Annotated in this window: 22 protein-coding genes; 8 read left to right on the top strand and 14 right to left on the bottom strand. The window is 55.2% G+C overall.

Annotated elements, in window-relative coordinates:
- Positions 1-162 precede the first annotated feature (162 nt).
- Both FCN15_RS13910 and FCN15_RS13905 read left to right on the top strand, forming a co-directional pair.
- Entirely contained in the window at positions 163-2,085 is a 1,923-nt protein-coding gene (locus FCN15_RS13910) for an ABC transporter ATP-binding protein/permease (protein WP_138495600.1), read from the top strand.
- Positions 2,085-3,941, top strand: coding sequence for an amino acid ABC transporter ATP-binding/permease protein (locus tag FCN15_RS13905; protein WP_138495599.1), 1,857 nt, complete (start codon positions 2,085-2,087; stop codon positions 3,939-3,941). The genes FCN15_RS13910 and FCN15_RS13905 overlap by 1 nt, the downstream gene beginning before the upstream one ends.
- A 258-nt stretch (positions 3,942-4,199) precedes the next feature.
- Here FCN15_RS13905 and FCN15_RS13900 read toward each other — a convergent pair whose 3' ends face one another.
- The 8 genes from FCN15_RS13900 to FCN15_RS13870 form a co-directional block, all read right to left on the bottom strand.
- Positions 4,200-5,231 (bottom strand): ABC transporter substrate-binding protein, encoded by a 1,032-nt coding sequence (locus FCN15_RS13900; RefSeq protein ID WP_138495598.1) that lies wholly within the window; start codon positions 5,229-5,231, stop codon positions 4,200-4,202.
- Positions 5,232-5,321: 90 nt separating this feature from the next.
- A complete protein-coding gene (locus FCN15_RS19345; protein WP_203232149.1) occupies positions 5,322-5,477 on the bottom strand; it encodes a hypothetical protein in 156 nt (51 codons plus the stop codon).
- 164 nt (positions 5,478-5,641) lie between these two features.
- A complete protein-coding gene (locus FCN15_RS13895) occupies positions 5,642-6,055 on the bottom strand; it encodes an NINE protein (protein ID WP_138495597.1) in 414 nt (137 codons plus the stop codon).
- A 2-nt stretch (positions 6,056-6,057) separates the two neighbouring features.
- Positions 6,058-6,411: a TM2 domain-containing protein gene (locus FCN15_RS13890; RefSeq protein WP_338044380.1), complete on the bottom strand. Its 354-nt coding sequence runs from the start codon at positions 6,409-6,411 to the stop codon at positions 6,058-6,060.
- Positions 6,412-6,597: 186 nt separating this feature from the next.
- Positions 6,598-7,242, bottom strand: coding sequence for a nitroreductase family protein (locus tag FCN15_RS13885; RefSeq protein WP_138495596.1), 645 nt, complete (start codon positions 7,240-7,242; stop codon positions 6,598-6,600).
- Positions 7,243-7,354: 112 nt separating this feature from the next.
- Positions 7,355-7,807, bottom strand: coding sequence for an RrF2 family transcriptional regulator (locus FCN15_RS13880; protein ID WP_138495595.1), 453 nt, complete (start codon positions 7,805-7,807; stop codon positions 7,355-7,357).
- Positions 7,808-8,074: 267 nt separating this feature from the next.
- Positions 8,075-9,643 (bottom strand): DHA2 family efflux MFS transporter permease subunit, encoded by a 1,569-nt coding sequence (locus FCN15_RS13875; protein WP_138495594.1) that lies wholly within the window; start codon positions 9,641-9,643, stop codon positions 8,075-8,077.
- Between the two features lie 8 nt (positions 9,644-9,651).
- Positions 9,652-10,287 (bottom strand): HlyD family secretion protein, encoded by a 636-nt coding sequence (locus FCN15_RS13870; RefSeq protein WP_138495593.1) that lies wholly within the window; start codon positions 10,285-10,287, stop codon positions 9,652-9,654.
- A 234-nt stretch (positions 10,288-10,521) separates the two neighbouring features.
- On the opposite strand from FCN15_RS13870, the gene FCN15_RS13865 reads away from it, so the two are divergent.
- Both FCN15_RS13865 and FCN15_RS19205 read left to right on the top strand, forming a co-directional pair.
- Complete coding sequence (locus tag FCN15_RS13865; RefSeq protein WP_238996690.1) at positions 10,522-11,091, top strand: NAD(P)H-dependent oxidoreductase; 570 nt, start codon at positions 10,522-10,524, stop codon at positions 11,089-11,091.
- Between the two features lie 2 nt (positions 11,092-11,093).
- A complete protein-coding gene (locus FCN15_RS19205) occupies positions 11,094-11,750 on the top strand; it encodes a hypothetical protein (protein ID WP_162515363.1) in 657 nt (218 codons plus the stop codon).
- A gap of 276 nt (positions 11,751-12,026) precedes the next feature.
- Here FCN15_RS19205 and FCN15_RS13855 read toward each other — a convergent pair whose 3' ends face one another.
- The 4 genes from FCN15_RS13855 to FCN15_RS13840 all read right to left on the bottom strand — a co-directional run bounded on the left by FCN15_RS13855 (position 12,027) and on the right by FCN15_RS13840 (position 16,266).
- Positions 12,027-13,463: a copper amine oxidase N-terminal domain-containing protein gene (locus FCN15_RS13855; RefSeq protein ID WP_138495591.1), complete on the bottom strand. Its 1,437-nt coding sequence runs from the start codon at positions 13,461-13,463 to the stop codon at positions 12,027-12,029.
- Positions 13,464-13,499: 36 nt separating this feature from the next.
- Complete coding sequence (locus tag FCN15_RS13850) at positions 13,500-14,888, bottom strand: MBOAT family O-acyltransferase (RefSeq protein ID WP_138495590.1); 1,389 nt, start codon at positions 14,886-14,888, stop codon at positions 13,500-13,502.
- Between the two features lie 317 nt (positions 14,889-15,205).
- Positions 15,206-15,889, bottom strand: coding sequence for a CidB/LrgB family autolysis modulator (locus tag FCN15_RS13845; protein ID WP_138495589.1), 684 nt, complete (start codon positions 15,887-15,889; stop codon positions 15,206-15,208).
- Positions 15,886-16,266 carry a CidA/LrgA family protein gene (locus tag FCN15_RS13840; RefSeq protein WP_138495588.1) on the bottom strand — a complete coding sequence of 127 codons (381 nt, stop codon included), beginning with the start codon at positions 16,264-16,266 and terminating at the stop codon, positions 15,886-15,888. The genes FCN15_RS13845 and FCN15_RS13840 overlap by 4 nt, the downstream gene beginning before the upstream one ends.
- A 157-nt stretch (positions 16,267-16,423) precedes the next feature.
- Between FCN15_RS13840 and cidR the strand changes: the two genes are divergently transcribed.
- From cidR to FCN15_RS13825, 3 genes are all read left to right on the top strand, one after another.
- Positions 16,424-17,317, top strand: a complete 894-nt coding sequence (gene cidR, locus FCN15_RS13835; RefSeq protein ID WP_203232148.1) for a cidABC operon transcriptional activator CidR — start codon at positions 16,424-16,426, stop codon at positions 17,315-17,317.
- A 94-nt stretch (positions 17,318-17,411) separates the two neighbouring features.
- Positions 17,412-18,218, top strand: a complete 807-nt coding sequence (gene pdaA / locus FCN15_RS13830; RefSeq protein ID WP_138495666.1) for a delta-lactam-biosynthetic de-N-acetylase — start codon at positions 17,412-17,414, stop codon at positions 18,216-18,218.
- A 284-nt stretch (positions 18,219-18,502) separates the two neighbouring features.
- Positions 18,503-21,559: a PAS domain-containing protein gene (locus FCN15_RS13825; RefSeq protein WP_138495586.1), complete on the top strand. Its 3,057-nt coding sequence runs from the start codon at positions 18,503-18,505 to the stop codon at positions 21,557-21,559.
- Between the two features lie 121 nt (positions 21,560-21,680).
- Here the strand turns inward: FCN15_RS13825 and pepF are convergent, their stop codons facing one another.
- A complete protein-coding gene (gene pepF / locus FCN15_RS13820; protein ID WP_138495585.1) occupies positions 21,681-23,495 on the bottom strand; it encodes an oligoendopeptidase F in 1,815 nt (604 codons plus the stop codon).
- A 128-nt stretch (positions 23,496-23,623) separates the two neighbouring features.
- On the opposite strand from pepF, the gene FCN15_RS13815 reads away from it, so the two are divergent.
- Positions 23,624-23,881 carry a stalk domain-containing protein gene (locus tag FCN15_RS13815; protein ID WP_162515362.1) on the top strand — a complete coding sequence of 86 codons (258 nt, stop codon included), beginning with the start codon at positions 23,624-23,626 and terminating at the stop codon, positions 23,879-23,881.
- 182 nt (positions 23,882-24,063) lie between these two features.
- Here FCN15_RS13815 and FCN15_RS19715 read toward each other — a convergent pair whose 3' ends face one another.
- The gene (locus FCN15_RS19715; protein ID WP_420819580.1) at positions 24,064-24,204 is read right to left on the bottom strand and encodes a cold-inducible protein YdjO-related protein; all 141 of its coding nucleotides are present in this window, start codon (positions 24,202-24,204) and stop codon (positions 24,064-24,066) included.
- Positions 24,205-24,363 lie beyond the last annotated feature (159 nt).

Genomic DNA, 24,363 nt, shown 5'->3' with positions numbered 1-24,363 from the left:
TGAGCTGAACTTTTAAAGTTTGTTATAGTCTCTCTCGGTGGAGAGGGCGAATGAAAGCTGCTCCGAAGGCAACAGCGGTTGTAAGGACATTCGACATTGGGACGGCTCCAGAGAGCAAACTTTCTGATTCAGCGAACAAAATCAAAAAGGGATTGGGCGAACATGGACAAAGACTTGCTAAAGCTAAAAGGCTTCAAAGCTGTGATGGCGGTGATGGCAGTGCTGACGCTGATTCACAGCGCGGCCGTCATTCTCCAGGCCAAATGGCTGGCGGAGGCGGTCACGGGCCTGTTCGGCGGAGAGAAATTGCAGGAACAATACGGAACAATCGTGTTGTTCCTGCTTGCTTTTACGGTCCGTCAAGTGATGACTCTGCTGCAGCAGAAGCTGGCGTTCCGGTTTGCAGAGACGACGGGAACAACACTTCGCAAAGAAATGCTCGAGGCGCTGTTCCACCTGGGTCCGCGCAAGGCTGCGCGGGAAGGCACGGGCAAGCTCGTCACGCTTGCGCTGGACGGCGTCTCCAAATACAAGACCTATTTGGAGCTGTTCCTGCCGCGCATGCTGGCAACCGGCATGACGCCGGGCCTCATTCTGCTGTTTGTCTACACGAAAGACGCGGCATCCGGCCTGATCCTGACACTGACGCTGCCGATTCTGATCATCTTTATGATCCTGGTCGGGCTTGCAGCAAAACGGCAGACGGAGAGCCAGATGAAGAGCTACCGCATCTTGTCCAATCATTTTGTGGACTCGCTGCGCGGGCTTGAGACACTGAAATACCTGGGGCGCAGCAAATCTCACGCAGACTCCATTGCCAAGGTCAGCGAAAAATACCGCTCCGCAACGATGAAGACGCTGCGGACTGCGTTTCTCTCCTCCTTCGCGCTCGACTTCTTCACGATGCTGTCTGTAGCATCGGTTGCGGTCAGCCTTGGTCTGCGGCTGGTGAACGGCCATCTGACCCTGCTGCCGGCGCTTACGGTGCTGATCCTCGCACCGGAATACTTCCTGCCGGTCCGGATGGTCGGGGCGGACTTCCATGCCACGATGGACGGCAAGGAAGCCGGAGCGACCATCCGCGCCCTGATCGCGGAGGCGGCTGGGCAGGATGCCGCGGCTGCTGGCACCGGCGCAGCTGAGGCGCATGTGGCCGGCCTGCATGATGCGGCGCGGCCTGGTGCGCCGGAAGCCGCAGCCGGCGCGAAGGCAGCGGCCGCCGCAGAAGCTGCCGCAGCAGGGGAGACCGCTGCGGCCCGCACCGGCGATACCGCCGGTGCAGATACCGCCAGCGCCGATACCGCAGCTGCCGCAGAAGCGGCCCACGCAGCGGGGCAGCGCAGGACAGCGGCAAGCACGCTGCGCCTGAAGGCGGTGACTGTGACGCATGAGGAGGCCGGCCGCAGCTCGCTCAGCGAGATTACGCTGACGCTGCCCGGGGCCGGCCGGATCGGCGTCATCGGCGAAAGCGGCGCCGGCAAGTCGACGCTGATCGACGTGCTCGGCGGCTTTCTGGAGCCGAGCAGCGGCTCCTTTGAGCTGAGCGGCCAGCCCGTCAGGTCGCTGGCCGGAAGCGCGTGGCGGAATCAGATCACCTATATTCCGCAGCGCCCTTACCTGTTCTCCGGAACACTCGCGGAGAACATTGCCTTCTACATGCCTGAAGCTTCGCGTGCAGGCATTGAACGCGCGGCCGCGGCTGCCGGCCTGGCCGGTCTGGCAGCCCGCCTGCCGGAAGGGCTGGACACGCCGATAGGCGGTGGCGGCCAGCCGCTAAGCGGCGGGCAGGAGCAGCGCGTGGCGCTGGCCCGGTCGTTCCTGTGCGACCGGCCGGTGCTGCTGCTGGATGAGCCGACTGCTCATCTGGACATTGAAACCGAGTATGAGCTGAAGCAGACGATGCTGCCTTTTTTTGAAGGGAAACTGGTCATTCTGGCCACGCACCGCCTGCATTGGATGAGAGAAATGGATCAAATTATTGTGCTGGAGCAGGGGCGTATTGCCGAGACGGGAACTCATGACGAGCTGATGGCCAGGGGCGGCGTTTACAGGCGGATCGTGGAAGCGGAAAGGGAGGAAATGTAATGCTGGAGATGTGGATTAAACCTTATTTTCGCAGCTATAAATGGCGGTTCACGCTGATCGTGCTGCTCAGCATTTTGACCCTTCTCTCCACAGGCCTGCTGATGTTCACCTCGGGCTTCCTGATCTCCAAAGCGGCGCTGCGGCCGGAAAATATTCTGCTGGTCTACGTCCCGATCGTCGGGGTGCGCACCTTCGGGATCGCCCGGGCGGTCCTGCATTATGTGGAGCGTTTGACCGGCCACGATGCCGTGCTGCGCATCTTGTCCAAGATGCGGGTGAAGCTGTACCGCCTGCTGGAGCCGCAGGCCTTGTTCCTGCGGTCCCGGCACCAGACGGGCGACCTGCTCGGCGTGCTTGCAGAAGATATAGAGAATCTGCAGAACGTGTATATCCGGACGGTTTTTCCAGCGGCTTCGGCACTGGTGGTGTACGTGCTGGCCGTCATCTTTGCCGGGAGATTCAGCTGGGAGCTGGCGCTGCTTGCCGCTCTTTACATCCTGATCCTGGCGGTGATTCTGCCGTATTTGTCCTACCGGCTGACCCGCCGGCAGCACCGGCTGCTGAAGCAGCAGCGCAGCGGGCTGTACCAGCAGCTGACCGATGCCGTCATGGGCATCAGCGACTGGGTCATCAGCGGCCGTTCGAGCCGATTTGCAGCTTCCTACACCCGGGATGAGGCAGAGGTTCTGCGGCTGGAGCGCAGCCTGCGCGCTTGGGCGCGCTGGCGCACGTTAATGGGTCAGCTGATTACAGGCTTGGCCGTTCTCACCGCGCTGTATTGGACAGGCAAAGCCTACGCCGGAGGCCGGATTGACGTCACGCTGATCGCCGCATTTGTCTTGGTGGTGTTCCCGCTGATGGATGCCTTCCTGCCGGTATCCGAGGCGGCAGAGCGTGTGCCGCAGTATCAGGATTCGCTTGAGCGGCTGGACCGCGTTACATTGAATACTGAACGAGGCCCGGAACAAGGTAAAGAACAGGGACAAGTACAAGCCCGGCTGAATGAAAAAAGAGGGCCTGCTGCCGAGCTGCAGACAAGCAGCATTCACATCAAGCTCAGCGGCGTATCTTTCGCCTACCAGCGCGGGCAGACAGGGCCGAGCCCGACGGAGCCCGGCGCGGACGGCCAGCAGGCGGCCGCCGGCGAAGCTTCCGCCCAAACGGAAGCTGCATATGCCGCTCCATCCTTGAGCGGCATAGACCTGGATCTGCCGCAGGGCTCGCGGATCGCCGTCATCGGCCGGAGCGGTGCCGGCAAGTCGACGCTGCTTAAGCTAATTCAAGGGGCACTGAAACCGGATGCCGGGCAGGTTACGCTGAACGGGGCAGCTGCGGAGCTGCTGGCAGACCGCATGCCCGAGCTGGTGTCCGTGCTGAATCAAAGCCCTTACCTGTTTGATACAACGGTCGGCAATAATATCCGGCTCGGCCGCCTTGAAGCATCCGATGAGGAGGTCCGGAGAGCGGCCGAGGCTGCTCAGCTCGGAGCTTTGATTGAGACGCTGCCTTCCGGCTATGATACGATGATGCACGAAACCGGGCAGCGGTTCTCTGGAGGGGAGCGCCAGCGGGTGGCGCTGGCCCGGATCCTGCTCCAGGATACGCCGGCGGTCATTTTGGATGAGCCGACGATCGGGCTTGATCCGCGCACAGAGCGCGAGCTGATGGCGACTATTTTTGCCGCAGCCGCAGGCAAAACCCTGATCTGGGTCACCCATCACCTGATCGCTGCCAAACAGATGGATGAAATTATTTTTATGGACGAAGGTAAGATTGTCATGCGCGGCACCCATGAGGAGCTGATGGAGAGCAGCGAAAGATACCGGAATTTGTACCTTCTGGACCGCCCGGAATAAGTCTTTGATCCGAATAAGTCTCCGATCCGAATAAGTTTCCGATCCGACTAAGTCTCTGGTGCATCCAGCATCCAGCGGCCGGGAGATTAAACAGCAGGTGGAATAGATAAGAAACAAAGAATAGAGCATAAACAAAGAACATAAACAAAGAACACGAACAAAGAACATAAACAACAAAAAGCTGCCGCCCGGAACCCGGAACGGCAGCTTTTCTTATATCGGTATAGTTCTGGATCGATCAATCGATTCATCCAGCTCTTATTTTACGAGATTCTTAACCACTTCATCCATGACCTGCTCGCCGGCGAGGGCACCTTTGTACATCCAGCCTCCATCGGAGCTGATTTCGTGTACATTGCCGTTCTTCACAGCTTTCAGGCCCTGCCAGATGCCGCTCTTGATCGTCTCGGAGTCCGCTCCGTCGCTGTTCATCACGAAGATGTGATCAGCGTCCAGCTTGGAGAGCTGCTCCATCGGAACCTGGTTCCAGTCGGATTGAGCTGTCTTGGAAATGTCAGATACAAGGCTTGGCTCGGCAAACCCGAGATCCTTGTACAGCACATCGCCGCTGGCTACGTTATTTTTAACCATATAAACATTCTTCTGCGTGATCCACAGTACGGCAGCGGATTGCCCGCTGATACCGGCTGACTCCAGCTGGGCTTTCGTATCCGTGGCTTTCTGATCATAGTCGGCGAGGACCTTCTCCGCTTCCTCCTGTTTGCCGAGCAGATCGCCGATCGTGGTCAGCGCTTTGCGCCAGTCGCCGGCTACAGCATCGCCAAGCACATAAGTCGGTGCGATTGCACTGTACTGCTCGTACAATCCTTTCTCAACAGAAGACTCGGAGCCGATAAGGATCAAATCCGGAGCGAAGCTTGCAACCTGCTCAGGCGGCAGATCATAGGCGATGGTAGGAACGCCGGACAAGGAGGACTGCAGATAATCCTGAATGCTCTTGCCGTCAGCTACAGACCACTGGGCTACCGGCTTTACGCCGAGTGCGGCGAGATGGTCTTCCAGGTAGGAAGCGAGCACCTTCTGCGGGTTCGCAGGGATGGTCACATCGTGGCCCATTGCATCTTTAACGGTACGCTCCGCTGCTTCGCTTGGTGCAGCAGAAGCTGTGTCAGCAGCAGAGGCGCTTGGCTCTGAGGAGCCGGCCGCGTTGTTCGAGCTGCTGTTGTTCGCAGCGTTGCCGCCGCAGGCGGACAGGACAAGCATGAATACGAGCATAGTGAGTAGTACGAATCCGGCTCTGCCGGTCTTTTTCTTCGAAACTTCAAACATTCTTTAACCCCCAAAAATTAGCAAGATAGTTGTCTAGTTGTATTAGATGATAATGATTATCACTATCGTTGTCAATTGATTTTAGGAGATTTATTTGAGCAATCCGGCCTGTTTGGCCTGCTCTTCTGACAGAATAAATTCCTCCGTCGGCCAGGTGTCATCTTCGTTGCCGATGCCGAACCACTGCATGACCTGTGGCCAAATCCCTTTATCCACCGCTTCGCTCTGTGTAATGATTACTTTCATGCCCGATCTCTCCTTAAATGTAGAATAAATGGGTCCAGCAGGTTTATCTACTTCATGTTTACCCTATTGCAGGAGTTTGTATGCTTGTCCGGCGGCAGAATATTAGGAAGGAAGCGGAAAAAGCCTTCCAGCAGTTTATCTGCAGAAAGGCTTCCTACGGCGGTTCAATTCAGATTTTGCGGCGGACGGCGCAGGGCAACCAGCTGGTGCATCAGTTGATGCTCCGTCCTTTCGTTCCACTCGCGGACCATGTGGGGAATGAGAAAGAGGTCCACGAGCATCCAAACTGCGAGGGTCCCTCCGCACAGGAACACCAGACATAACGGAATGAGCGGAATCAGGCTTTCAGGAAAAAGAACTTCCAATACAGCGAACCCGAAATACAGCAGGATAGCACCTAAGAATAATACCAGTTGGGTAATTGCGGTTCCTGTCCTTTTCAAGTAAAAGCGGTGTACGCCCAAATGGCCGCCCAGCAGCATCAAGTAGGCGATTGCCAGCGACTTCTCATGACGTCGCAGTTCTGAGCTCAGGACAAGCAGCTCATTCGTAGTCAGCTCCTGTTTAGAAACGTACATGATTAAGGCTGGAAAGGAGGAACGTTGCTGCCGCGTTCCCATTCAATTTGATCGATAATCTGGTTTTCCAGTCTGGCATTATGCTCTTTGATCCAGGTATGGACTAGAAAAGCATCCACAATCCACCAGATAGCGGTTACAATAAGGCCGACAATGGTAATGGAGAGAATCAGCTGCAAAATTGCTGTTCCTTTGCGTCCAGTGTAGAAACGCGGTCCACCGAAATGACCGAGGAAGTACCACAGCAGGTATGCAACGACCATGCTTTTTCCCCGTCTCTTCACCTCGGACTCGAGAAGCAGAAGCTCCCGGGTGTCCAGCTGACTTTTTCTTACCATGTTGTAATCCATGCTCATCTTAAACCCTCCTAAAAGTTCCCTTGCAACGGCTCCAAGTATACACAGGCTCTACGGAAAGATCAATAAAATATACCAATAAATTACATTAAATCTAAATCCGGTAATCCATACGCAAAAAAACTGCCCCAGCAGCTGCACAGCAGGCTGCATAGGACAGTTCAGGCCTAAGAGGAAGAAATAAGATTAATTAAAAGAGTTCCAGTTGGTCACTTCTTCAAACGTAAGGCGGGAGGTTGGATGGCCGGCTTCAGAAGCTTTACCGACAGCGATCAGCAGGGCCGGCTCATAGGTGGCTGGCACATCGAAAGCTGCTTTGAACTGCTCGGCGTTATAGCCGCCCATCGGAACAGTGTCATAGCCCATGGAACGGGCGGCCAGCATCAGCTGCATGGAGACGAGGCCGGCGTCAAATGTGCCGACACGGCGCAGAGCTTCCTCAGGCAGGCTGCCGTAGAGCTTCAAGGAGCTTTGGATCATTTTGTCGCGGAGCTCTTCGCTCATGACACCCAGATTGGCTGTGCTGTGGTAGATTTCAGAAGCTTTTTCATAAAATTTCATATCGATCAGAACGGCGATAACCGCAGAAGCTTCCAGAACGTGCTGCTGGTTGTAGGAGATCGGCAGAAGCTTCTCCTTCAAGCCCTGATCGTCGATAATCAGAAAGCGCCATGGCTGCATGTTGGAAGAAGAAGGAGCGGTCAGCGCAAGTTCGAACATTTGCTTGATTTCTTCACGGGAAATTTTGACGGTCGGGTCATAGTGGCGTACGGATCTTCTTTCTTTCAGAACGGCTGCGAACTCTTGGGCTGCTTGAAGCGGTTTACTCATAGGATCATCCTCCATTTATTTTTTAAAAAAGTATACTGTGCTCGATTTGACCACAGTTTAGAACATAAGCGGGCCAACCCGCTCCTTGTGAATGCCATTATCAACAAACACTTCAGAGCCCGGTTGGAATCTCACAGGACCGGGACAGGTCCTCAATGGTGTATTCGCTAAGCACTTCGAGCGTGCTGTTGTTGATTCTGCCGATGATCTGCTCAAACGGGCCTTTGATTTCCTTACCGAATTCATGGGGGCCGACAGCCTCCAGCATGCCGCTCCAGCATAAGTCTTTGGCTTCCATGGCCAAATAGACCTCCGCAAGCGTAATCTCGCCAGGGGGACGGTTCAGGCGGTAGCCGCCAACCCGGCCCTCACGGGTCTCCAGGATGCCGCCCAGGGCTAACTGGGACAAGATCCGCCGGAGCAGGGTCGCTTCCGATTTGACATATTTGGCAATAGCATGGCTGGGGCAGGGTTCATCGTCATGTCTGGACAGAACCACAAGCGCTTGAAGGGCAAGGCCAAACCATTTGAAATTCGGCGATTTACATAGGTCGGCGTTAAACATCGTCATTCCTCTCCCTGGTGCCTGCTGCACTGAGCATAGTATAGCTTCATTCTGTGGTCTCTGCAAGCACAGTTTATTCCGGATAAGAATCAGGCCCTGTTGATGATATGAAAAAAAAGAACCGGCGCACGCCTGCGCCGGCTAAAGCTGTAGGTCAATAATCAGCGATTCTGTGAAACGCGATTCAGCGAAACCGCAAGTCGGCGAAGAGGCAATCAAATTCGGATCAGCCAATCAGCGACTCTGCAAATCGGGGCTGCTGTGCTGTCACACCTCCGGCGCAGGCTCCGGACGGACCTCCTTCGGGCGCGCAGGCGGCGGAGACCATCTTACGCTCCGGCGCAGGAACAGCGAGAAGAACAGCCCGACAATAGCGAGCCAGGTGGCGACAATAAACGCATCATTGATTCCGCTGATCGACGAATCGCGCTGGGCCAGGCCGTAGATCGTCTGGACAGCCAGAGCCTGGGCCGTTTCCGGCGGCAGTCCCCCCATGACGGACAAGGTTTGCCCGAGCTGACTCACATTCTGGACGGCTGAAGGATTATTGGTCGTCAGAGTGTTGCTGTAATTAGCCAAATGTACGGTGGAGCGGGTGGTCATAATGGTGACGAGCAGAGCGGTCCCGATGGAACCCGCAATCTGCCGCACGGTATTCGACATTGCGGTGCCATGGCTGCCCAGATGTCTGGGCAACTGGTTGAGCCCTTCCGTCTGGACGGACATCATCAGCAGGGACATGCCGAAGCTGCGGACGGTATACAGCGTCATGATCGACCCGTAGGTCGTTTCGGCGGTCAGCTTGCTGAATTCGTAGGTGGTAACTGCGGTAATCAGCAGGCCGATAATGGCAAGCGGTCTTGCGCCGATCCGGTCGAATATGCGGCCGGAGATCGGGGACATGATGCCCATCAGGATCGCTCCGGGCAGGAGCAGCAGGCCGGACTGCAGCGGGGTGAAGCTGCGGATGTTCTGGAGGTAAAGCGGCAGCAGCAGCATGCCTCCGAACATGACCATATTGACCGATGCGCCCACCAGCGTGGAGATCGTGAAGATGTCGTACTTGAACACCCGGAATTCCAGCATCGGTTTGTCCATGCCCAGTTCGCGGAGTACGAACAATATAATGAACAGCACCCCAACCGCCAGCGAGATCACCACCGTGCCGCTGGTCCAGCCGTCGCTGCCGGCGGAGCTGAAGCCGTAGAGCAGGGCGCCAAAGCCGATGGTTGAGAAGATGGCGCCGTAAGCGTCGAACTTCGGTGAAGACAGCTTGGATACGTTCCGCAGCCAGGCAAAGGCAAGCAGGATGTCCATGAGCGTCAGCGGAATGACCATAATGAACAGGATGCGCCAGGTATAATGCTCCACGATCCAGCCGGACAAGGTCGGGCCGACGGCCGGGGCGAACATCATGGCGATGCCCATGGTTCCCATGGCGGCGCCGCGTTTTTCCGGCGGGAATACGGTCAGGAACACATTCATAACGAGCGGCATAATGATGCCGGCGCCGCTGGCCTGAATAATCCGGCCGACCAGCATGATGCTGAACGAGGGACTGGCGGCGCAGATGACCGAGCCTATGCCGAACAGCAGCATGGAGGTGATGAAGAGTATCCGCGTGCCGAAGGACTCGATCAGGAAGGCCGTGATCGGGATGAGCACCCCATTCACAAGCATGTAGGCGGTCGACAGCCACTGGACGGTTGTCGCCGACACGTTAAAGTCGGCCATCAGGTGGGGAATGGCCACATTCAGGAGCGTCTGGTTCAGAATGGAGATGAACGCTCCCAGCATCAGAACGGACAGGGTCTTGCCCATGGAGATCTGATTCATGGCATCACCTATATGTGCACGCGGACAGAGGCATTCATCCCCGGAACGATTCCAAGTCCTTTGTAGCCTTCAATGGTAATGACGACCGGAATGACCTGAGTGACTTTCGTGTAGTTGGCGCTGCTGTTGGAAGTCGGAAGCAGCGAGAAGGTGGCTGCGGTAGCCAGGCCTATTGTGTCTACCCGTCCCGTCAGGGTAGTGCCCGGATAAGCATCGACATACACATCAACCGTCTGGCCGACCTTGATATCGCTGATTCTTGTCTCCTCAATATTCGCCGTAATCCAAAGATTATTGAAGTCATACGCGCGGCCAAGCACAGTCCCGGCCGATACGAGTCCCCCTTCGGAAGCGGTGCTCTGCACAACGGTGCCGGCAGAAGGCATGGTTACATCAACAGCTGTCCCGCTCCCGGAGACAGAGCCGAGCTTTTGCCCCGCGGTAAACTCTTTGCCGACTGTACCTGTCCACTGCCGGAGCTGACCCGCCGCCGGGGATACCAGATTAATCGCCTGGCCGGCCACCTGGGCGTTGTCTGTCTTTACATAGCTGGAGGCCTGATTATAGTAATAAATCCCCGCGCCTGCTCCGACCAATATAACGACGATTACGATTACATTGATCAATATGGCTTTTGCACTCATGGCTGCAGCTCATCTCCCTTGTCTCATTTCGGTGTTGGACTATTGTCGAGAGTTTCTCCGAAAGGGGGCGAACTTATCCCTTTATTGTCATTTCAAAGTCATTTCATATTTACAGCCGGTTTGGACACCATGAAGGGAAAGCTTATTTTTGGGAACAGACGATTGTGCTGGCCGGAAAAAGATTCAGAACCCAAAGATTCAGAAACCATGGTCAGACACCAGTAACAAGGGGAGATGCAGATGAACATCTATGTAGTGTATGACAGCGACAGCGGCCACACGGAGCTGCTGGCCAAGGCGATTGCGAAGGGAGCTGAAGGGGCGGGAGCGGTCGTGGAGCTCCATCACGTCAGCGAGGCCTCCGTTCACGATCTGGGCGGAATGGACGCCATAATCTGGGGCTGCCCGGGTCATTTCGGCAGCATCAGCGACGGACTGAAGGAATGGATCGACAAGCTGGGTTACCTGTGGGCAACCGGCGGGCTGGTCAACAAGGTCGGAGCTGTATTCTGCACCACGGCAACCGTGCACGGCGGCCTGGAGACCACGCTGCTCAACCTGATTGTGCCCATGCTGCACCAAGGCATGATCATTACAGGCATGCCGGGCACCCTCCGGGAGAACGCGCTTTACGGCTCCTATTACGGCGTGGGGATTACCTGCCCGGTTGAAGATACGGACTCGGCGGGGAACCCGCTGGTTGGGCTCAGCGAGCAGGATATCAAGCTGGGCCGCGCCCTTGGAGCCAGAGTAGCCGAGATCACGGGAACCTTGCTGCGGGGTAAGGGGCAGGGAGGGAGCTAGAGATGATATTCGGAGTTGTCATCCTTGTTGTGGCAGGTATTCTGTTCCTGATCATCTATAACATAGCGAATGCGAGAAGAAGCAGCCAGGCCGGCAAACAACCCGCTTCCGCTTCGGACGCTCAAGGCGGCGGAGCAAGACTGCGTGCGGGCAGCGGACCGGCCGCGGAGACCGGAGGGACTGAGGGGCTCGGCAGAGCAGGAGGAACAGGCAGGGCAGGCGAAGCAGGCGAAAAAGGCGAGGCAGGCGGCGTAGGCGGAGAAGGCGTGGCCGCCGGAGCAGACGAGGCAGTCCGGGCAGTTGCGAGCCGCGGCCCTTCCTCGCCGGCGGAGGAGGCGCTCGAGCGGCCGGAAGCCGTGGTTCGGGCTGAGCCGGGCCTGAACCCGGACTCCTTCGATCCGGCCTCGCTGGAAAATGCCGCAGCGGCAGGCGCCATCCATCTGGATGAGCCGACTGCCGCGACGGCAGCGGAGGACTTGAAGGCGGCCCGCCGGGGCAGTCTGGACGCCCAATACCGCGACGCGCTGCGGCGGTTTGCCGCGGAGGAGAACGGCGGCCTGCCGGAGTCCCGCAGGGACCGCCAGGATGAAGCAGCGCCGGGCAAGAGCGCTGACGAAGCCTACCGCGACGCGCTGCGGGCCCTTGGCCGCAAAGAGTAAGAGAGCCGGGTGATCCGGGCGCGCTGACCCGGAAGCCTTGGAGACCCGGCGTTGTACTAAGCATGCGGCGGGCAGCATGCCAAAGCATAAAAAAATGGCCGTGCCAAGGAGATTATCCTTGCACGGCTATTTTCCGTTGCTGCTGCCTGAACTGGCTGCCCGAACTGGCTGTCCGGACTGTTTGCCCGAACTAACCGCCCGGCCTGTCTGCCAGACTGGCGCACACTTACGCAGGCTGCTTCATACTAAATCCTGTTTATTCCTGCTTACTCTTGCTTATTCAGACATCGTAATGTCCACGCTGCGCATATAATTGGACAGCTCGCCGATTTGGACGGTGCCTCCGAACAGGGCCGGCACCGATTCAAGCGGCGCGGCCATCGTGCCGTCGATTTTGCCGACGGAGGCTGCGAGCTTGACGGTTTGACCGTTCACCTCGGCTTCATCCGAGCCTTCCGTTAATATGGCGGTATAGTCGCCTTTTCTCATCGTAATTTTCTTGGTTGACTGGTCATAATCGAAGCTTGCCCCAAGCAGCTCGGCGAATTTCTTGACCGGCGCCATCAGGGTATCGTCAGAAGAAGGCGGGATGAATCCGAAGCTCTGCTCCTCGCCGTTGATTTTCAGATCGAGGGAATAGACCGTCCCCGCTTCCTTGTTGACCACGACATTCTCCGCCTGCCGTTTCAGGTTATGGATTTCTTCCTCCAGATTGTCTGCCGTAACCTGATGCATACCCTTGGAAATCTCGTCCACAATCAGCGAATTAATCGCCCCCGAATGGTGGGAGAGGTCCTTGTAATTATCCAGATTATACGTAATTTCCTTGTCGGTCTGGAACTCGTAGATGCTGACGTTGTCGTATTTGCTGAGCTGCTCATACATATAACGCTTCATTTCCAGCTGATTCTCATACCGCTCCGGATTGGTCATGTACCAGACCTGCTGCCGCAGAACGGAATAAGGCGGATAGTAGAAGTAGAAGGTCGTTTCCGGATGATCCTTCACCAGCTGGAGCACATTGTCGTCAAAGCTTTGTTCAACGGATTCCAGCGGATCTTCATTGTTGCCGTATGCCGTTTCATTATTCCGCGCAGACTCCCAGTTCTTGATGACAAGCTTGCTGCCGTAGGTCACGCTGCTGTCCCAATTGTACAGCTTCTCCAGCGAAGGATGGGTTGCCGCCCGTTCTTTGGAGTCCTTGAGGGCAAGAATGGCGCTTTTGATATTGGATTCATTAAAAATATACTTATAATCGTTCAGCACATTATTGTCGTACAAATAATAAGGGAAATCCCCCTGATCGGTGACATGATTGCCCCGGAATGCGAAGTAATCAAGCCCCCACAGCACCTGCTTGACCTGCCCGGTTCCAAACGCGACTTTGGCCGTCAGATACTGCTCTTTCGCCGTGGAGCCCTCGATGGACAGCTTCAGCACGGAGCCGCCCAGCTTCTCTCCAACCTCGGACGGCAGGAAATTCTCCGTCATCGAGCTGCCCAGCACGATCGTATCGTAGGTGTAGCTGCGGGCAAGCCCCGGGTTCTGATAGCGCTCCTGCCAGGAGTATTTTGGCGTATAGAAAGTGGCTTTGCGGTAGAACTGCAGCGGGTCGACAATTACCACGAAGGAGCCGACCAGCAGGGCAAAGACGATGACGCTTGCCAGCAGCTGAAACAGAAATTTTTTATGTTTGGACTGTTTATATCTCACTCTAAAAATCTCCTTACATACCGGACGGGCCGGAGTTTAGAAGCTGAAGTACAGGAATTCACTGATTTTGTTGAAATAAACGATGGCGAACACGAACAGGAAGCCGGCGAACACGGCGCTCTTCCAGCCCGGCTTGAAGCGTTCCATCAGCTGCATGGAATTTTTGAACAGGAGAGCTACCAGAATGAAGACAGCTACCCAGAATACAGCAGTCTTGTCCAGCGATGCAAGGCCGATTCCGTTCAGTCCGAGCATTCCTTTCAGCACTTTGATGGCATCGTCCCAGCTTGTAGCCCGGAAGAATACCCAGGCGAAGTTGATAAACTGGAAGGTGATGAACCAGGCGACCCATTTCGGCATCTTGATGCCGGCCTTCTGCCAGATCCGGTGGATAAACTGTGCAAATCCGTGGAGAAAGCCCCAGAATACAAAGGTCCAGCCGGCCCCGTGCCACAAGCCGCCGATCAGCATGGTCAGCATGGAGTTGATATGGGTACGGGTTGTCCCTCTGCGGCTTCCGCCCAGCGGTATGTATATGTAGTCCCGCAGGAAACGGCTGAGCGTCATATGCCAGCGCCGCCAGAAGTCCTGAATGCTGACAGATTTATAAGGGGAATTAAAGTTTATCGGCAGCTTGATATTGAACAGCAGCGCGATCCCGATCGCCATATCGCAATAACCGCTGAAATCGTAGTACAGCTGAAGCGTATAGGATAAAGACGTGGTCCAGGCCTGTACGAAGTTCAATTGGGTCAGTGTGTCAAAGCCGTTTGCGGCAATCGGAGAGAAAGAATCGGCGATGACCACTTTCTTGAACAAGCCGATACTGAACAGGAACAGACCCTTGGCAACGTTGCTGTAATCAAGGCGTTTGCCGCGCAGACGGTCGAACTGGGGCATCATTTCCTTGTGATGCAGGATCGGCCCCGCAATCAGGTGCGGGTAGAACGTAACAAACAGAACATAGCTTACAATATTGTACTCTTTAGCCGTGCCGCGGTAGGCATCAACCAGATAAGCGATCTGGGTGAAGGTGAAGAAGCTGATGCCGAGCGGCAGGACGATATTCAGCAGGTTAAAGTTCTGATTCAGCAGGGAATTCACATTGGTCAGGAAGAAGTCGGCGTATTTGTAGTACCCCAGCAGCAGCACGTTAACCGTAATGGCTGAAGCCAGCGCGATCTTGCGGGGTTTGGCGCCGGGCTGTCCCAGATTGCCGATCGTTCTCCCCATAATATAGTTGAAGGCAATTGAGCCCAGAAGAAGCGGCAGATAGCGGACGTCCCACCAGCAGTAGAAGAACAGGGAGCTGAGCGCCAGCCATAATTTGCTCAAGAATACGAGCCTGAACCTGTTAAGCAGAAAATAAACAATAACGGTAACAGGCAGGAAGACAAAGATAAATTCATACGAGTTGAAAAGCACGATCAAACCCCTCTTTCTGATTTCTTTCCCGGGTAAAGCTTGAAGCGTTCCATCCTTCCGCGGAAGTGAAGGAGTTCCTGTAAATGTAAACCAGACCCTCCTACTATACTAAATCTCCGGCTTGAAGCAAACTCTATTATCGACATAAAATCTGAATAAATGCAGAAGTTATGCTGAATAGAAGCTGAAAAAAACATTAAGCTTTCCTTAAGATAGTGTGCCAAAAAAAGGACCGCCTTATGAAAGGCGGCCAGCTTGGAAAAAAGATATATGGAAAATGAGAGGAAAACCAGTCTAATTCCCCGCCGGTGCTTCTTCTAATGCAGCATCAGCGAGATAAAGAGCGGAGCGATGCCAAGCGTAATCAGCCCCGCCAAAATCATGGAAATACTCGATATGGTGCCGGTAAGCGAGCTGAGCTCAAAGGCTTTGGAGGTCCCGGTCCCGTGAGCGCTTGTGCCCAGCAGAACGCCTCTTGCGATCTCGTTCTCAATCCGGAACAGCTTCAGGATAACCGGGCCGATCATGGTGCCCAGAATACCGGTAATAATGACAAAGATGGCGGTTATGCTCGGAATGCCGCCGATCACCTGTGAAACGTTCATCGCAATCGGCGTAGTCACCGAACGGGGAACGAGGCTGTTGATCAGGGAAGCGTCAAGGTGCATCCATTTCGCGAGAAATGCAGATGAGATCATCGCGGCCACCGAGCCGCTCAGAACACTTACAACAATCTCGACCATATACTTCTTGAGCACATTAAAATATTTATACAATGGAACTGCAAAGGCGATAGTGGCCGGCTGCAGAAAATCGCTCAGCAGCTTGCCTCCCTGGCTGTAGGAAGTATAAGAAACCTTGGCCAGCAGCAGACAAACGACCAGTATAATTGGTGTGACGAGCAGCGGAGAGAAATAAACCCGGGGTTTGCTCTTGTACACCTTCTTGCAGACCCAGTAGACAGCGAGAGTAAACAGCAGGCAGATCAAGCCTAGAATCATGCGGATTTCTTCTCCTTTCGTTTGGTAATCCGGGAAGCAACAATGCCTGAGCACAGCATGACAATGACCGTGCTGAGGATAACGACCACCAGAATTTGCAGCCCTTCATTCTCCAGCATTGGTATGTACTGCATAACTCCGACAGCAGAAGGAATAAAGAACAGCAGCAGTTCGGCAAGCAGCCAGTTGGCGCCGCGTTCGATCCATTCGAGTTTAATGACTTTGGTCTTCAGCAATATAAAGACGAGAACAATGCCGAGAATACTGCCTGGGATTTTCAGGTGGAGCAGTTCCGTCAATTTGTTCATCGCCATGGAGATCAGAAACAACACGACAACCTGAAGGATTCCGATGAACAGGGCTTTGAGTTTGGACACAGCGGCCTCTGCTCCTTTCGTTAAATAGGATGGATTGTGAAATCGTATGGACGGTGCAATCTGTTTACTGAAATTTTACATCAGACTCTTTCATAGGTAAAATTCATATATAGAATACTTAACATGCCTTTTGGTTATGGAAAATGAGGTTGATCACGTGGATATCCGTCAGCTGCAGTATTTGGTTGAAGTGGCAAGACTCCGCAGTTTCACAAAAGCGGCTGAGGCTCTGTTTATCACACAGCCTACGATCAGCAAGACCATCCGCCAGATGGAGGAAGAGCTTGGCATTGTGCTGTTCGCGAGAGAAGGCCGGAGCATAACGCTCACCGACGCGGGGCGCATTATTGTGGACCGGGCTCAGGAAATCCTGAATTCCTTCCAGAGCTTGTCCGGTGAGCTGGACGATCTGCGCAATTTAAAGCGGGGTCACATCCGCATCGGCCTGCCTCCGATGGTAGGCTCGAGCTTTTTCCCAAAAGTTATGGGCCAGTTTCATTCCAGCTATCCCGACATTACCATCCGCCTGTTTGAGGACGGCTCCAAGAAGGTGGAGATTGATGTAGAGGAGGGTTCCCTCGATCTGGGGGTCGTCGTGCTGCCGACTACGGAGGGGGGATTTGAGGTGTTTCCCTTTGTGGAGGAGAAGCTGAATTTGCTGCTTCCGCCGTCCCACCGGCTGGCGCAAAGCAGCGAGATCTCGCTGGAAGAGCTTCAGGAGGAGTATTTTCTGATCTTCAGGGAGGACTTTGCTCTTCATGACCGGATCATCAAAGAGTGCCAGGGGGCCGGGTTTCAGCCTAAAATTATCTACGAAAGCTCCCAATGGGATCTGATCAGCCAAATGGTAGCGGCCGGCCTTGGCATCGCGCTGCTGCCGGAGACAATCTGCCGGGAGATGGACCCGGACCGCGTCCGGATTGTGCCTATGACCGTTCCGGTCATTCCGTGGAATCTCGGCATCATCTGGAAGAAGGACCGCTACTTATCCTTTGCCGCCAGGGAATGGATCCGGCTTGCCCGCACCGTGCTGCAGCAGGAGAAGAAGTGACCGGCTGAAGGACGCTCATCTGTGCTTGTGTATAAATTCGTCTGTTCCGGCAGAAATTAAAGGCTGACCAAGAATGGCGAAAGGAGACAACATGATGAAGCGCTGGATGCTTGCATTAGCAGCCCTGCTGGTGGGCTTTGGCATGATTTTTCCGCAAAAGGGAGCTTTGGCCTCGGCCTCAACTTCGGCTTCGGCCCCGCCGTCCGACAGAACATTCCATTTCGGCTTTAAACGAGCCGAGAACGGGCAACTTCCTTCCATCAACGAGGAGGGCTTCAAGGAGATTATTGACCGGAACCAGGCGGTGTTCCTGGGGGATACGAACCAGAAGGAGATTTACCTGACGTTTGACAACGGCTACGAGAACGGCTACACCAAGCCGATTCTGGATACGCTCAAGGCCAAGCAGGTTCCGGCCGTCTTCTTTGTTACCGGTCATTATGTGAAGGACCAGCCCGAGCTTGTGAAGCGCATGGCAGCAGAAGGCCATCTGATCGGCAATCATTCCTGGAGCCATCCGGATATGTCCTCCATTTCGGACAGTCAGATCAGAACGGAGCTGGAGCGGGTCCGTGCTGCGGTTGCCGAGCTCACCGGGGGGCAGAAGATGGAGTTTGTCCGCCCGCCGCGCGGGATCTTCAGCGACCGGGTGCTGCGAACCTCGAACGCTGCCGGATATCGGAGTGTGTTCTGGTCGGCCGCGTATAAGGACTGGGATACAAACGACCAGAAAGGCGCCGATTACGCCTACCGGAAGGTGATGGCCCAGCTCCACCCGGGCGAAGTGCTGCTGCTGCATTCGGTGTCCAGGGATAATGCCGAAGCCCTTGGCCGGATTATCGACGATACCAGGAAGCAGGGCTATACCTTCAAAGCGCTCACGGAACTGCCGAAGCGGTGAAGAGCGGCGGAGAATTTCTTCCTAAATATATGGTGGCCCATACAGCGGCCTGAATGAACTGCCCGCCCGGGCAGTTTTTTTGCATTCCAGGCGTTTAGGTTTGTTGGCGGCAGGTGAATAGAAGAGTAACATTAGAGGTGTGGACTTGACCCGGCAGATTGGCTGCATCTGTTATGAATTTCTGCCAGGCTATATTGCTGTTGCAGGGGTTCACTATTATTTAATATGATCTTACTATAATTATGATCTTACTATTGGAAAGCAGCTTCATAGGGGGCGTCATTATGAGCTATGCATCGGCAAATCGATTAGGGGAACAGTTATTCAAATATGCACCGATCGGCATGGCTGTGGTGGTACCGGCCCAAGGCACTGTGCTAGGAGGAAATAAGGCGTTCAGCCGGTTGTTTGGCTGCAGTGATCAAGAGCTGACTGGAGTTCCATTTAAGCATCTTGAGGGCTTAGGTGCCATTGATTTGAACGAAGTGAGCAGACAAGTGAAACAGCATCAGCCGCCTGGATATATTCAGCAGGTGACGTTTACGTCCGGTAATGGAAGCTCTGTGTCAAGAAGATTGATCTGGTCCCTGCTGGAGGAACAGGAAGGCTTGGAGGAGGAAGCACTGGTCTGCTGTGTAGAGGATACCGTGCTGCAGCCTCATTCCCAAGAGAAGGATATTGAAAGCGAAGAGTTATTTGCCCTGATCACCAAAAATGGGCAGGATCTCATTACCATGAGCTCGGCTGAGGGGATTCTTCATTATGTCTCGCCTTCAGCGGATTCGCTGCTGGGCTACACCCCCTCGGAAATGATCGGCAGGCCGCGCATTTCTTTCTATCATCCTGAGGATGCCAGGGAAATGGAAGAGCCGGGCAAGCTCTATTCCGAGAGGGATATTTTTATAAGAAGAATCCGGCATAAGGAAGGCCATTACCTCTGGTTCGAAACCTCGTTTCAAGTGATCAGGGATCAAAGCGGGCAGGTGCAGAGCGTGCTTGCCATCGGACGGAATATAACCAAACGGATGAATGACGAGCAGACGCTGGCCAAAGCGCAGCAAATTGCCCAGGTCGGTTCCTGGAGATGGGATCTGGTAAAGGGGAGCCTCGCTTACAGCGCGGAGATGCGGCGCATTTATGATAATGTGATGCCTCCGGAAGAGAAGGATCCGGCCTCCCTTATGCAGCTTGTACTTGAAGAAGACAAGGAACAGCTCCAGACAGCCGTAGAGCGGGCAGTCGGAGGGATCAATGATACGGTCACCTACCGGATTCAGCTGCTGAATGGTGATATTCGGACCATCCGGGCCCAGTGGGAGGTATCGCGGACGGAGGACGGCAGGCCGTTTGAAATGATCGGCATGGTACAGGACATTACGGACCGGGTCGCCATCGAGCAGCAGCTGATGGAGAGCGAACGGAAATACCGGCTGATTACGGAGAACTCGCAGGATTTTATTTCGCTCAGCACCCTGGAGGACCACGCCTACCTGTACTGCTCCCCGGCCTGCTACAATCTGATCGGCTACCGGCCGGAAGAGCTGGAGGGAACGAATCCCTACGACTATCTTCATCCGGAGGATGTGGAATCCTTCCGCCGTCATATTGAAGCGTGCAGAGCCAGCCATGAGAACAGACAGCCGGTTCCGACCGTCACTTACCGGTTTATCCACAAGGACGGCCGCCATATATGGTTTGAAGCGAACAGCAAGGTGGTTACGGAAGACAACGGCAGAATGCTTGAGATCATCTCCATAGCCCGGGACATCACAGAGCGTAAAGCCATAGAGTTCAAGCTCAAGGAGAGTGAGCAGCGCTACCGCTCGTTGTTTGAATATAACCCTTCGGCTGTTTATTCCATGAATATGGAAGGGGACTATTTAACGGCCAATGCCAATCTGGAGAAGCTGACCGGTTATACGCTGGACGAGCTTGTCGGAATGTATTTCGGCCCGATTGTAGCAGAGAAGGACCTGGAGAGGACGCTTTATCATTTCAACCTGGCCAAGGAAGGCAAGCCGCAGAGCTATGATCTCACCATTCTCCATAAAGACGGGTATCCGGTAGAGATCAATACGGTGAATATTCCAATTATCGTAGATGATGAGGTTGTCGGGGTATACGGAATTACGAATGATATTACCGAACGGACGCGCTACATCGAGCAAATTGAACGGCTGAGCCGGGAGCACAGGCTTCTGCTGAATACGGTGTCTGAAGGCATTGTCGGGCTTGATAATGAGGGGAAAGTCGTCTTCGTAAACCCTGCAGGAGCAAGCATGCTCGGTTATGAAGCGCTGGCCATGATCGGAATTCCGTGCAACAGGCTCATCCGGGAGACCCGGGAGGACGGCGGCTATTATACCGTGCAGGAATCGCCGGTTCTCCAGGCGGTCCGGGCCGGAATCCTTTACTCCAAGAAGGACGCTGTATTTTGGAAAAGGGATGAGACAAGCTTCTTTGCCGATTATCAGGTAACTCCTATTTGGGACAAAGGCGAGCGTAAGGGGGCGGTGTTCGTCTTCCGCGATGTGACGGACGAGAAGGAGATTATCAGCGCCAAAGAATCGGCGGAGCGGGCGGACCAGGCCAAATCCCAGTTTCTCGCGATGATGAGCCATGAGCTGCGGACCCCGATGAACGGAATTGTCGGCATGATCGATCTGCTGCAGACGACAGAGCTGGATGAGGAGCAGCGGAGCTTCACCGACATTCTGAAGGAGAGCAGCGATGCGCTGCTGCATATCCTGAACGAGATTCTCGACTTCAGCAAAATCGAAACCGGCAAAATGACTCTGGCCAGCGAGCCGATCCATCTGCAGGCGCTTCTGGGAGGCGTCATCGAGCTGTTCTCCGCCAGAGCCAAAGAGAAGGGCATCTACCTGCGCGGTCTGCTTCTTGAGCCTGAGCAAATTCCGGATATTGTCATCGGGGACGCTGTGCGCCTCCGGCAGGTGCTGGTCAATCTGATCAGTAATGCAGTCAAATTTACCGACCAGGGCGGAGTGACGGTGACGCTTGAGGCCGAGCCGGATGCTTGCGAGCGGCGGACGGCCCTCACCTTCAAGGTGAAGGATACCGGGATCGGGATTCCTTACGAGCGGCAGAATCAGCTGTTTCAGCTGTTCTCGCAGCTGCATCCGGCTCTGAACCGCAAGTATGGCGGAACGGGACTGGGGCTGGCCATCTGCAGGAAGCTGGTCGAGCTGATGGGCGGCACGATCGGCGTTGAGAGCGAAGCGGGCGCAGGCTCCACTTTTTATTTCACGGTGCCTTGTGAGTGCTTTGTTGAGGAGGAAGAGGCTTCGGAACCAAACGGGGAGCAAAGCCGGCTCGGTTAGTGGTTAGTGGTTAGTGGTTAGTGGTTAGTGGTTAGTGGTTAGTGATAATATGTTGTAAAAAAAGGGGGCTGTACCGGATCGTAATCCGGCTCAGCGCCCTTATTTATTTTCACCCTAAACGCTACAGGTTAGCGGAAGGTTCATATAACGATTCAAGCTCCGAGACTAGCGAGCCTACATAAGCAGCGGCTTTTGAAATCGGCTCCCTGCCCGTCATGTCGACGCCGGCCATCGCCATCAGCTCCAGCGGCGTGCGGCTGCCGCCCGCCTTCAGCACCTCAAGCCAGCGGTCTACCGCAGGCTGGCCTTCTTCGCGGATCAGCTGGGCGGCCGCGGTTGAAGCGGTCAGGCCCGCAGCGTAGGTATACGGGTAAAGCCCCATGTAGTAATGCGGCTGCCGCATCCACGTCAGTTTGGCGCCTTCATCCAGCTCAAGCTCGTCACCCCAGAAATCGGACAGCACGCTGCCCTTAAACTGCGACAGCAGGTCCGCCGTAATCGGCTGGCCGGCTTCGGCATGGCGGTAGACCCGGCGCTGCAGCTCGGCCTCAAGCAGATGCGTCACAAAGTTGTGGTAGTACGTATTCAGCAGCTGGGAGATGATCCAGCGGCGCATCCGCTTGTCCTGCGATTTGGACATCAGATGATCGGCCAGCAGCAGCTCGTTCATGGTCGACGGCGCTTCGATAAAATACATCGACGGGCGGTAGTTCGCCAAGGACTGGTTTTTGGCTGCGAGCATCAGGTGCCCGGCATGGCCGACCTCATGGGCGAGCGTAAAGGCGCCGCGCATATTGCCTGCCCATGTAATCAGAATGTAGGAATGCACGCCGTAAATGGAGGAGCAGAAAGCGCCGGTGGATTTGCCGATGTTGTCGGCGTAATCCACCCAGCGGTTGTTGAACGCCGATTCGACGATTTCGCCGTATTCCGGCCCAAGCACCGCCAAGGCTTCCTGCACATTGGAGCAGGCCTCTTCAAAGGTAATGGAAGGATTGTAGTCCGGATCGAGCGGCGCCTTCAGGTCGCAGAACAGCATCTTGTCCAGGCCGAGCTCCCTTTTCTTGAGCGCAGCAAGCCGCCGCATATGCGGAGCCAGCTCGGCCAGCAGCGTATCGTGGATATTGTTGTACATGTCCAGCGTCACCTGCTGCGGCTGGAGCAGCATTTCCGTAACGGAGCCGTAGCCCCGGAGGCGGGACAGGACAACCTGCTTCTTTACCTCTGTCGCATAAGCTTCAGCAAACGTATGGCGGGAGCCGTGCAGCGACTTGGAGAAGGAGGCAAAGGCTTCGCGGCGGAGCTTCGGGTCCGGCGACATTTCGTAGTTATTTTCATATAAGCGGAAGGAGTTTGGCAGCTTGTCTTCCCCTTCGCCAAGATCGTCAAAGGTCATATCGGAGAGCTTGGCCCGCAGATAAAGCCGGTAAGGGGCTCCAAGCACTTCGCCCAGGGAAGCCAGCACGCTTTCCGTCTCCGGGCTTAGCCGGTGAGGTTTGGTTTCGAGGAGCCGCTTCAGACTGCGCTCATAGCCAGCGAGCCCCGGTTCAGCGGCCAGATAGGCTTCCACCCTGCCGTCTTCCAGCTCCAGCAGCTCAGAGTCAATAAAGCTTAGTGACGAGCTGATCTGGGACATGATATCGCCCGACTTGGCGGAGTTCGCCAGATTCACCGGATTTGTGCCGTCCTCGGACTGGCGCAGCCGGGCGTAGCTGGCGGCCCGCATCGCGAGCTGCTGCAGCGCATCCTGCTCCTGGAGACAATCCAGCAGGACATCCGGGCCTTCATGAAGCCGTCCTTTGAAGCGGTTCAATTGCCGGGCCAAGCCAAGCGCCTCCTGCAGTCCGGCTTCAAAAGCTTCCTGAGAGTCAAATAGATCCTCCAGATTCCACGTCGCCTGAGCCGGAATTTCGGTTCGCGTAAGCATTTTTGCCATGAACAAACGTCTCCTCTCTCATTCATCTGAAATTTTCTGATTTGTAATTTATGTAAAATAATCTGCCATATTTTTATATTAGCATAGATGGGTGATGGGTAAATGAAGGGGGTGTGGAGGAGTAAATATTGAAGTCAAAATTTCTGCTGCTTATAGTGCTGCTGACTGCCACTGTAACAGGTAATTTACTGCCGAAAGCCGATGCTGCAACACCCGTCGTTTATGGTTCGGTCATTTTAAATGGAGAGCCGCTAAGCTTCAATGCCAAACCAATTATAATTCACGGCAATACTATGGTTCCTTGTCGTCAGATTTTCGAATCGCTGGGCATGAAAGTGGACTGGGATCTAAGACTAAAAATATTACAGCAGCCTAAACCGGCTTAACCATTAAGATGACTCTCGACCAATTTAAAGCGACTGTAAATAACAAAGAATACACTTTAACTCAGACGCCATTTCATTCTCCACAAATTTAGAGAAACCCGCGGCTTTGCGCCCGTCGGGTTTCTCTTTATGATTTGCGATTTTCTTAATTCGTCCGCGTTTGTCCGCGGCGGTGCCTGAAACTACCGCGGAACGCTGCGTGTTCCTCTGCGCATGGCGGAGCCGCACAGCGGGCAGAGCCGCTCCGTCAGCTTCGCTTCGCGCTCGCTGACGATGCGGACCCAGGCGCTGCAGCCCTGGGCCGTGCAGAGCCAGGCCGGCACGTCGCGCAGCCGTGCCGGGGAGCCCGCTGCCGCAGCTCCGGCAGCGGCGCTCCTGCCGCCGGGGCTGCCCGCGGCGGCAGCTTCGCGCGCGGCGTTCCCGCGGATGCCCGGGAACGCCGCCGCCCCCCGCCCGCTTTCCGCATGGCGGAAGCGGGCGCC

Source organism: Paenibacillus pinistramenti (genome assembly GCF_005869875.1).
In the GTDB taxonomy this organism is placed as follows: domain Bacteria; phylum Bacillota; class Bacilli; order Paenibacillales; family Paenibacillaceae; genus Fontibacillus; species Fontibacillus pinistramenti.
The sequence above is the reverse complement of the archived record's forward strand: the minus strand, read 5'-3'. Positions and strand labels throughout refer to the sequence as shown.

Bases quoted from the DNA above. Each gene is read 5' to 3' on its own strand.
- FCN15_RS13910 (WP_138495600.1), top strand. From the start codon at position 163: ATGGACAAAGACTTGCTAAAGCTAAAAGGCTTCAAAGCTGTGATGGCG.
- FCN15_RS13905 (WP_138495599.1), top strand. From the start codon at position 2,085: ATGCTGGAGATGTGGATTAAACCTTATTTTCGCAGCTATAAATGGCGG.
- FCN15_RS13900 (WP_138495598.1), bottom strand. From the start codon at position 5,231: ATGTTTGAAGTTTCGAAGAAAAAGACCGGCAGAGCCGGATTCGTACTA.
- FCN15_RS19345 (WP_203232149.1), bottom strand. From the start codon at position 5,477: ATGAAAGTAATCATTACACAGAGCGAAGCGGTGGATAAAGGGATTTGG.
- FCN15_RS13895 (WP_138495597.1), bottom strand. From the start codon at position 6,055: ATGTACGTTTCTAAACAGGAGCTGACTACGAATGAGCTGCTTGTCCTG.
- FCN15_RS13890 (WP_338044380.1), bottom strand. From the start codon at position 6,411: ATGAGCATGGATTACAACATGGTAAGAAAAAGTCAGCTGGACACCCGG.
- FCN15_RS13885 (WP_138495596.1), bottom strand. From the start codon at position 7,242: ATGAGTAAACCGCTTCAAGCAGCCCAAGAGTTCGCAGCCGTTCTGAAA.
- FCN15_RS13880 (WP_138495595.1), bottom strand. From the start codon at position 7,807: ATGTTTAACGCCGACCTATGTAAATCGCCGAATTTCAAATGGTTTGGC.
- FCN15_RS13875 (WP_138495594.1), bottom strand. From the start codon at position 9,643: ATGAATCAGATCTCCATGGGCAAGACCCTGTCCGTTCTGATGCTGGGA.
- FCN15_RS13870 (WP_138495593.1), bottom strand. From the start codon at position 10,287: ATGAGTGCAAAAGCCATATTGATCAATGTAATCGTAATCGTCGTTATA.
- FCN15_RS13865 (WP_238996690.1), top strand. From the start codon at position 10,522: ATGCAGATGAACATCTATGTAGTGTATGACAGCGACAGCGGCCACACG.
- FCN15_RS19205 (WP_162515363.1), top strand. From the start codon at position 11,094: ATGATATTCGGAGTTGTCATCCTTGTTGTGGCAGGTATTCTGTTCCTG.
- FCN15_RS13845 (WP_138495589.1), bottom strand. From the start codon at position 15,889: ATGATTCTAGGCTTGATCTGCCTGCTGTTTACTCTCGCTGTCTACTGG.
- pdaA (WP_138495666.1), top strand. From the start codon at position 17,412: ATGAAGCGCTGGATGCTTGCATTAGCAGCCCTGCTGGTGGGCTTTGGC.
- FCN15_RS13825 (WP_138495586.1), top strand. From the start codon at position 18,503: ATGAGCTATGCATCGGCAAATCGATTAGGGGAACAGTTATTCAAATAT.
- pepF (WP_138495585.1), bottom strand. From the start codon at position 23,495: ATGGCAAAAATGCTTACGCGAACCGAAATTCCGGCTCAGGCGACGTGG.